The 8,045-nt window shown below is 69.2% G+C and carries 12 protein-coding genes; 5 read left to right on the top strand and 7 right to left on the bottom strand.

Annotated features, from left to right (window positions below; genetic code table 11):
* Positions 1–175, top strand: a 175-nt coding sequence (locus tag EYE42_RS06525; protein WP_165455724.1) for a transposase, incomplete at its 5' end; no start/stop codon positions are given.
* A gap of 184 nt (positions 176–359) precedes the next feature.
* On the opposite strand, the gene EYE42_RS06520 is transcribed toward EYE42_RS06525, so the two are convergent.
* Both EYE42_RS06520 and EYE42_RS15960 read right to left on the bottom strand, forming a co-directional pair.
* On the bottom strand, positions 360–554 hold the full coding sequence (locus EYE42_RS06520) for a hypothetical protein (protein ID WP_130990505.1): 195 nt from the start codon (positions 552–554) through the stop codon (positions 360–362).
* Positions 555–701: 147 nt separating this feature from the next.
* Positions 702–842, bottom strand: coding sequence for a hypothetical protein (locus EYE42_RS15960; protein ID WP_165455723.1), 141 nt, complete (start codon positions 840–842; stop codon positions 702–704).
* A 107-nt stretch (positions 843–949) separates the two neighbouring features.
* Between EYE42_RS15960 and mobA the strand changes: the two genes are divergently transcribed.
* Both mobA and EYE42_RS06510 read left to right on the top strand, forming a co-directional pair.
* Complete coding sequence (mobA, locus tag EYE42_RS06515; RefSeq protein ID WP_130990504.1) at positions 950–1,579, top strand: molybdenum cofactor guanylyltransferase MobA; 630 nt, start codon at positions 950–952, stop codon at positions 1,577–1,579.
* Between the two features lie 39 nt (positions 1,580–1,618).
* Positions 1,619–2,332, top strand: a complete 714-nt coding sequence (locus tag EYE42_RS06510) for a hypothetical protein (protein ID WP_130990503.1) — start codon at positions 1,619–1,621, stop codon at positions 2,330–2,332.
* On the opposite strand, the gene EYE42_RS06505 is transcribed toward EYE42_RS06510, so the two are convergent.
* The gene (locus EYE42_RS06505; RefSeq protein WP_130990502.1) at positions 2,293–3,687 is read right to left on the bottom strand and encodes a cryptochrome/photolyase family protein; all 1,395 of its coding nucleotides are present in this window, start codon (positions 3,685–3,687) and stop codon (positions 2,293–2,295) included. The genes EYE42_RS06510 and EYE42_RS06505 overlap by 40 nt on opposite strands.
* A gap of 114 nt (positions 3,688–3,801) precedes the next feature.
* On the opposite strand from EYE42_RS06505, the gene cobA reads away from it, so the two are divergent.
* On the top strand, positions 3,802–4,560 hold the full coding sequence (gene cobA, locus EYE42_RS06500) for a uroporphyrinogen-III C-methyltransferase (RefSeq protein ID WP_130990501.1): 759 nt from the start codon (positions 3,802–3,804) through the stop codon (positions 4,558–4,560).
* A 39-nt stretch (positions 4,561–4,599) separates the two neighbouring features.
* Here cobA and queG read toward each other — a convergent pair whose 3' ends face one another.
* From queG to EYE42_RS06480, 4 genes are all read right to left on the bottom strand, one after another.
* A complete protein-coding gene (queG, locus tag EYE42_RS06495) occupies positions 4,600–5,682 on the bottom strand; it encodes a tRNA epoxyqueuosine(34) reductase QueG (protein WP_281277804.1) in 1,083 nt (360 codons plus the stop codon).
* Between the two features lie 13 nt (positions 5,683–5,695).
* The gene (gene fzlA, locus EYE42_RS06490) at positions 5,696–6,382 is read right to left on the bottom strand and encodes an FtsZ-binding protein FzlA (RefSeq protein ID WP_130990499.1); all 687 of its coding nucleotides are present in this window, start codon (positions 6,380–6,382) and stop codon (positions 5,696–5,698) included.
* 77 nt (positions 6,383–6,459) lie between these two features.
* Entirely contained in the window at positions 6,460–7,155 is a 696-nt protein-coding gene (gene mtgA, locus EYE42_RS06485; protein WP_130990498.1) for a monofunctional biosynthetic peptidoglycan transglycosylase, read from the bottom strand.
* Positions 7,156–7,188: 33 nt separating this feature from the next.
* Positions 7,189–7,707 carry a DUF1269 domain-containing protein gene (locus EYE42_RS06480; protein WP_130990497.1) on the bottom strand — a complete coding sequence of 173 codons (519 nt, stop codon included), beginning with the start codon at positions 7,705–7,707 and terminating at the stop codon, positions 7,189–7,191.
* 148 nt (positions 7,708–7,855) lie between these two features.
* On the opposite strand from EYE42_RS06480, the gene EYE42_RS15955 reads away from it, so the two are divergent.
* Positions 7,856–8,032, top strand: a complete 177-nt coding sequence (locus tag EYE42_RS15955) for a hypothetical protein (protein ID WP_165455722.1) — start codon at positions 7,856–7,858, stop codon at positions 8,030–8,032.
* Positions 8,033–8,045: the final 13 nt, after the last annotated feature.

The following is an 8,045-nucleotide window of genomic DNA, read 5'->3' as shown; positions in this document are numbered from 1 at the left end:
CTATCGAAAGCGTCTGCACCCCTTCGACCCGGAGCCCTACAAACGCAGAAACCTCGTCGAACGCGCCTTCTGTCGCATCAAGGACTTCCGCCGCGTCGCCACCCGCTACGACAAGCTCGCCCGCACCTACACCGCAGCCATAGCCCTCGCCGCTATCGTCACGTGGTGGTTATGAGTCTGGACCCTAGCCCGAGGTTTCCGGCTGACGACCGCGGTCTTTGCCCTTGGTTGATACCTTCGGAGGAAATCTCCGGAGGAGAGGGGGGGGCCGACAGCCCCCGTTGTCACCGCAGCTTCAGCGTGATCGGCAACCGGAAGGCACGACTTGCACCCGTCAGCCCGTCCGGGCCGATCAGGGGTCAGGCCGGATCGGCGGTGCCTGGGGGCTGCAAGACCAGCCGAAAGTGGATCAGGTCGCGGGCGAAGCGGCCCAGATCGCCGCCCTCCAGCCGCAGGCGCAGGAAATCGGCCCCCAGCCGCGTAACGCCTGCCACCCGCGCCAGGCTGAAATTCGGCGGCAAGGCCCCCGGCCGGTCCAGCGAGGACCAGACCACCCGGAGATCCGGCAGGCGGTCGGCCAGATGGCGGGTCGTGGCGTCCAGAAGGGCGTGCAGCCGATCCCGGCCCTGGGCGCGCGCATAAAGGATGCTGCCGGTCGGTCCCCTCCGGGCTCCGAACTCGTCGCGCCCGGGCAGCCTGACTCAGTTTGACCGCCCGTGCCCCTCGTGCAGGTCGAGTTCCTGTTCTGCCCCCCGGGCGCGGATCAGGGCGTCGATCGTGGCAAAGGGCAGATCTGGCAGGCTGGCCTCGGTCTGGAACGGGGGCAGGGGATCGTGTCGCATTCAAAAGCCTTGGCCGGGCGGTCGGGCCCTGTCAAGAAAGCGCGTGGGGCAATGCCTGAGGTGCGGCAGCCCTTGTCATGTCCTCCGCATCGCGACACAAACACAGGATGACCCGCCCCCCCGCCATCATCCTTGCCGGAGGCCGCGCCACCCGCATGGGCGGCGGAGACAAGGGGCTGCTGGATCTGGACGGGCGGTCCCTGCTGGCCCGGATCATTGACCGGCTGGCGCCGCAATGCGACGGGCTGGCGCTGAACGCCAATGGCGATCCGGCCCGCCTGGCGGGGCTTGGCCTGCCGGTCCTGGCCGATGGCCTGCCCGGCCTGCCCGGACCCCTGGCGGGCATTCTGGCGGGGATGGACTGGGCCGCCGCGCGGGGTGCGGATCGGGTGGTCAGCGTGGCGGGCGACACGCCGTTCCTGCCGGCCGATCTGGTCGCCAGACTGGCCGCGCAGGGAGCCGCCCAGGGGAACGGCATCGTCCTGGCCGCCAGCCGCGACGGCACGGGGCAGGTCTTCGACCATCCGGTCTGCGGGCTGTGGCCGGTGGCGCTGCGCCACGATCTGCTGGCCTTTCTGCAGAGCGGCGAGCGGCGGGTGCGCCGCTTTGCCGAACTCCACGCCGCGGCGCGCGCTGTCTGGGACGCAGCGGCGGCCGATCCCTTCTTCAACATCAACACGCCCGCCGATCTGGATCGGGCGCGGTTCCTTGCCGCGCAGGAACGCCCGCCCGGCTAGGGCGTTGGGCCGCGGCATTTCTTGCGGATACAGGTCATCATGTCACGCAGCCTTGCGATTCTGGTCTTTCTGGCGGCTTTGGGTTTTGCCGTCTCGCCCTTGCTGTCCAACGGCTTTGGCGGCTATCGGCCCGACCAGTTTCCGATCCCGCAGGTCGATCCGCCGATCCAGCCCGAAGGATGGGCCTTTTCGATCTGGGGGCTGATCTTTGCCTGGCTGGTCGCGGGGTCTGGCTTTGGCCTGTGGAAGCGCGCCGTCGATCCCGACTGGCAGCCGATGCGGCCCTCGCTGCTGGTCAGCCTGGCCCTGGGCGCCTTCTGGATCGAGACGGCGCATCGCACGCCCATCGGCGCCACGCTGTTGATCGGGGCGATGCTGGCGCCCGCCGCGCTGGCGTTCCTGCGCGCGGGGCAGCGCGATCCGGCCTGGCAGGTGCGGCCGGTGGCGCTTTATGCCGGTTGGCTGACGGCGGCCACGGGCGCATCGCTGGGCCTGGTGCTGGCGGGATACGGCATCCTGCCCCAGCAAATCGCGGCGATCCTGTGCCTGACCGGTGTCACGCTGCTGGCCCTGATGATCCAGGCCCGCCGGCCCGGCGAATGGGCCTATCCGGCAGGGGTGATCTGGGCGCTGTTCGGGATCCTTGTGGCGAACCTGTCGCCCTTGAACGTTCCGGTCGCCGGGCTGGCGGGGCTTGCCGCCGCCCTGCTGGCCTATCGCGCCGCGGCCATCCGTCCGGCAAAGTCGCGATAGGCCGACAGCGCATCCTGCCGCCCGGTGTCCAGATCCATCAGCGGCGCGGGCCGGGCAGCAAGGTCGATCCGCCAGGACAGGGGCGCGGCTTTGGCGAACTGGCGTGCTCCCTCGGCCTCGGGGGCCAGCCAATACTGGCGGTAATGTCCACCGGGATCGAACTTCGCGGCCTGCGTGTCGGGGTTGAACACCCGGAAGAAGGGCGAGGCGTCGGGCCCGCAGCCCGCCACCCATTGCCAGTTCACGGCGTTGCTGGCCGCGTCCCAGTCGGTCAGGCACCGGGCGAACCAGTCCAGGCCGATCCGCCAGTCGATCATCAGGTGCTTGACCAGGAAGCTGGCCGCGATCATGCGGACGCGGTTGTGCATCCGCCCGGTCACGAACATCTCGCGCATCCCGGCATCGACCACCGCGATGCCGGTCCGGCCCTGCCCCCAGGCGTCGGCATCGGGGCCGTCGCCGCGCCAGGTGAAGCCGTTCCATTCCCGCCGCCAGCAGGCGCGGTCCAGATCGGGGGCGGCGTGGAACAGTTCGCGCGAAAACTCGCGCCAGGCCAGTTCGCGCAGGAAATCCTCGACCCCGCCCCGGCCTTGATGCTGCGCGTCCAGGGCGCGGTGCCAGATCCGGCGGGCGCTGATCTCGCCCACGGCCAGCGCGTCCGACAGGCCCGAGGTGGTGTCCCCTTCGGCCAGGCGGTCCCGGCCTTGGACATAATCGCCGGCGATGCGCCCCAGAAAGGCGTCCAGCCGGTCCTGTGCCGTCCCCTCGCCCGCCTGGACATGCCGGGCCACCACGTCCCAGCCGCGACGCATAGCCGCGCGGGCCTCGGGCCAGTCGGGGGGGTCGCTGTCTGGCCATCGGTCGGGTGCGGCCAGGTCCGGGGCGGGCAGCGGCGGGGCGATGTCGGCCTGCCGCAAGGCCCGCCAGAAGGGGGTAAAGACCTTGAAGCTCGTGCCTCCCTTTGTCAGCACGCTGCCGCGCGCCACCAGGTCGGCCAGCGGATGCAGATGCAGGCGCGCGCCTGCGCCCTCGACCGCCGCGGCCAATCCGTCGTCGCGGGCAAAGGGCAGCCCCTGGGACGCATGGACCACGCGGGCACCGCTGTCGCGGATGACCCGGGCCAGCACGGCGGCCGGATCGCCCCGGCGCACCACCAGCCGGCTGCCCCGCGCCGCCAGCGCCTCGGCCAGACCGGGCAGCGCCATGACCTGACGCTGGGCCGAGGCGGGACGGGCGCGCGCCTCGGCCGGGTCCAGGATCACCAGGGGAATCACCGGGCCGGCCGCTGCGGCGGCCACAAGCGCAGGATGGTCGTCCAGCCGCAGCACCCGGCGGAACCAGCAGATCACGGTCATGGTGCCTCTTTCATTGCCCTGCGGCGCATCACGCCCGCGCCGAGAGAAAGTTTCAAGTCCCACGATGCCGCACGCCATTGCCCGCCGGGGTCCGGGTGATATAGCTGAAATCCCATGGCAAAAGGCCTGCTTGTGTCCGACCCTCTGACCTCTGCCGGTTTCGTTTCGCTTGTCTCGGCAGGGCCGGGCGATCCCGAACTGCTGACGTTGAAGGCCGCAAACCGCCTGTCCCGGGCCGAGGTGGTGCTGTATGACGACCTGGCCTCGGGACCGGTTTTGGACCATGCCCATCCCCATGCCGAACTGATCCCCGTGGGCAAGCGGGCGGGCCGCCCCTCGGCCCGGCAGGACCATGTGAATGCCCTGCTGGTGGAACATGCCCTGGCGGGGCGGCGCGTGGTGCGCCTCAAGTCGGGGGATTCGGGCATCTTCGGACGGCTCGAGGAGGAACTGGCCGCCCTGATCCGCGCCGGCATTCCCTTCGAGATCGTGCCGGGCGTCACCTCGGCCAGCGCGGCGGCGGCGGCGGCAGGCATTCCGCTGACGCGGCGGCTGACGGCGCGGCGGGTGCAGTTCATCACCGGCGCGGACGTCACCGGCCATCTGCCCGAGGATCTCGACTGGGCGGCCATCGCCGATCCGGCGGTGACGACGGTGGTCTTCATGGGCCAGCGCAGCTTTCCCGAACTGGCCCGCGGCCTGCGGGCCCATGGCCTGCCGGGGGACACGCCCGCGCTGTTCGCCCAGGCGGTCGGCCATCCCCAGCAGCATCTGATCCGCAGCACCGTAGAGGATCTGGCGCGAATCATGGAAACGGCCCCCGTGACCCATCCCGGACTGATCCTTTACGGCCCTCTGGCCTTTGATCTCTAGGGCCGTGCCGATCCGCAGGCCAGAACCCGCCGGGCCGGATCAGACCGGATGCCGGCTGAGGGCCGCCGCTTTGGCCAGGCGCGCCACCGCCCAGTCCGCCGCATCGGCCACCGCCGGATCGGGATCGCCTGTCAGGCGGCGGGCAACATCCGCCAGATCCGGCCGGCCCGAATTGCCGATGGCATAAAGAACGTTGCGCACGAAACGGTTCCGACCGATGCGCTTGATCGGGCTGCCCGAGAACCGGTCCCGGAAGGCCGCGTCGTCCAGCATCGCCAGGTCCGCCAGGGGGGGGGCCTCGATGATGCCGCGATAGCGCATCTCGGATCCGGCCTGGGCGAACTTGTTCCAGGGGCAGACCGCCAGACAGTCGTCGCAGCCATAGATGCGGTTGCCCATCAGCGGGCGCAGCTCGGGATCGACCGGGCCCTTGTGTTCGATCGTCAGGTAGGAAATGCAGCGCCGCGCGTCCAGTTGGAAGGGCGCGGGAAACGCGCCTGTGGGACAGGCGTCCAGGCAGGCGCGGCACGATCCGCAATGCTCGTCTTCGGGCGCGTCCGGGGGCAGGGGGGCGGTGGTGAAGATCGACCCCAGAAAGAACCAGCTTCCCAGATCGCGCGACAGAAGGTTGGTGTGCTTGCCCTGCCAGCCCAGCCCCGCCGCCTGGGCCAGCGGCTTTTCCATCACCGGAGCCGTATCAACGAACACCTTGATCGCCTCCTCGGGCGCCTGCTCCAGCAGCCAGCGGCCCAGGCGCTTCAGCCGCTTCTTGACCAGATCGTGATAATCGCGTCCCTGGGCATAAACGCTGACCGCCGCCCGGTCCGGCCGGCCCAGCACCGCCAGCGGATCGTGGCCGGGGGTATAGAGTTCCGCCAGCACGATCACCGACCGGGCCTCGGGCCAGAGAGCGGCTGGATTGCCGCGCCAATGCGTCCGCTCGGCCATCCAGCCCATCTGGCCGTGATGCCCGGCGTCCAGGAACTGCTGCAACCGCTCGGCCGCCAGCGGGACCGCATCGGGCGTCGTCACCCGCATTCGCGAGAATCCGACCGCCTGGGCCTCAACGGCCAGACGTTCCTTTGCCTTGACCCAGATATCCTCGGGGGGGCTGGGGGGCAAAGCGCCCCCGGCCTTATCCCCAGTCAAGCTCGGCATAATGCGGCGCCGGGTGGATGCCGGGAACCTGATCGGCCAGGATCGACCGGAAGGCCGGGCGGGACTTGATCGTCGCGTACCAGTCGCGCAGCACCTCGGACCGGTCCCAGTCCACGTCCGAAATATAATCGAGGCAGGAAAAATGCGCCGCCGCCGTGAAATCGGCCAGCGTCAGGCTGTTGCCCGCCAGCCAGCGCCGCGTTTCCAGCAGGGACGACAGATAGTCGATGTGGTCCTTGACCGCGCGCAGCCCGTCCTTGACCACCCGGCTGTCGGGATAGCCCTGCCGGGTGATCTTCTTCCATACCCGTTCGGTCAGGATCGGCGCGGTCACTTCGCTGTTGAACTTGTCGTCGAACCAGGCGCACAGGCGGCGCACCTCGTGGCGCTCCAGGGGGGTTGCGGGCATCAGGGCTGGGGCGGGCACGGCCTCGTCCAGATATTCGATGATTGCCTGGCTTTCGGCCAGCATGTTGCCCCGGTGGCGCAGCACCGGCAGCTTGCCTGCAGGATTGCGCCGACGCAGGTCGGGAGGACCTTCCCAATAGCGCTCCTCGACCAGTTCGACCTCGATCCTCTTTTCGGCCAGCACCAGCCGGACCTTGCGGCAGAACGGCGACAGGGGCGAATGATAAAGCCGCGTGGTCTGGGTGGCTGTGTTCATGACGGTTTCAAGACCTTTTTGCGCAACGGCGCCGTTGATACGCCGTCCGGCCCGGTGATTCAACCTGCGGGCGGATGCTACAGGCAGCCTGCGCGCCCGTCCCGCGCAATCGTGGCCGCGCCGTCGGCGATGGCCCGCGACCGGGCCGAAGGACGGTCCGCCCGCCGGGTCTTGGGCGCGGGCAGGACGGCCGCCAGCCGCGCCGCCTGCACGGGGGTCAGGCGGTCCGGCGTGGTGCCGAAATGCGCGCGCGCGGCGGCATGGATTCCGAAGATGCCGGGACCGAACTCGGCCAGGTTCAGATAAACCTCAAGGATGCGGCGCTTGGACCAGAAGGCCTCGATCAGGGGGGTGAAGCCCGTTTCCAGAACCTTGCGCGTCCAACTGCGGCCCTGCCACAGGAACACGTTCTTGGCGGTCTGCTGCGACAGGGTCGAGGCCCCCCGCGGCGATCCCGAGGCCACCACCTTGCGGATTTCGGACATGTCGAAGCCCCAGTGCCGGCAGAAATTCGCGTCCTCGGCCGCGACCACCGACCGGCGCATGACCGGGGCGATGTCGTCGATGGCGACCCAGGTGCGGGGCATGGTCGATTCCTTGGCGATGGTCCAGGTGGTCGGCGGGTTGACGAGGCCATAGAACAGCACAAGCCCGACCATCAGCGCCCCAAATCGCACCGCCAGCCAGCGCGTCCAGATCAGCAGGCGGCGCAAGGGACGCCAGCGAATCGCAGGCGTCTCGGCCGGGGGGCTGGACAAAAGGCGCAGGACCATGGGCCTGCGTCTCTCATGCGTCAGGCCCGTGCGTCAAGCGCCCGGCGCGGGCGATGCGCCGCCATTCCCGGACAGGGCATCGCGCAACCGATCCTCGTCCTCGCGCGAGAGCGAGGTTTTCAGCACGCGGCCGCGATGGTGAAAGCCGGCCAGCCGGTCCAGAACCTTGTCGGCCGTCATCTTGCGCAGCAGCACGAAGACCGCCGATCCGCCCGGCGGCAGGGCGCGGGCCGTGTCGCGCATGAAATCGTCGTTGATGCCGATATCGGTCAGCCGGCCCGCCAGCGCCCCCGATGCCGCGCCCACCGCCGCCCCCAGAAGCGGGTTCAGGAACACAAGCCCGATCAGGCTGCCCCAGAAGCCCCCGCCCAGGGCCCCGGCGGCGGTCAGGTTGACGGCCTGATGCAGCTTGATCTCGTCCTCGGACGGGCGGGTGACGACCACGGCATCCTCCATCTCGATCAGATATTCGCCCTGCATCTTCACCAGTTCGGCCCGCAGCTCGAAGCCCGTTGGTTCGTCGTCGAAGGCGATCACGATCAGTTCCGACATCGCATCTCTCCTGTGATTAAAGTCCCTTCCTGACAAACGACCATCGCGCGCGCAGGTTTCGCCCTTGTGAAGGGACGGGTCCGAAACGTCTTGATCGAGACGGCCCTCCCTGCGCCATATCGCGACCGCATGCTTCCAGAGATCAATCATGATGGCCGATCACGATATCACCCGCACGTCGCACATCATCATCCCCGGCCTGCAAACGCTTCATGGCACCCTCGCGCCGCTGAGCGTGCCTTGCATGTGCCTTATCGCAGGGGTGGCCTTCATGGTCGACGGCTGGCCCAAGCAAACAGTTCTCAGCGTTGGCCGGGGGACCTGATCCCGCCCCCGTG

It is taken from the genome of Paracoccus subflavus (assembly GCF_004310345.1).
GTDB lineage: Bacteria > Pseudomonadota > Alphaproteobacteria > Rhodobacterales > Rhodobacteraceae > Paracoccus > Paracoccus subflavus.
The sequence above is the reverse complement of the archived record's forward strand: the minus strand, read 5'-3'. Positions and strand labels throughout refer to the sequence as shown.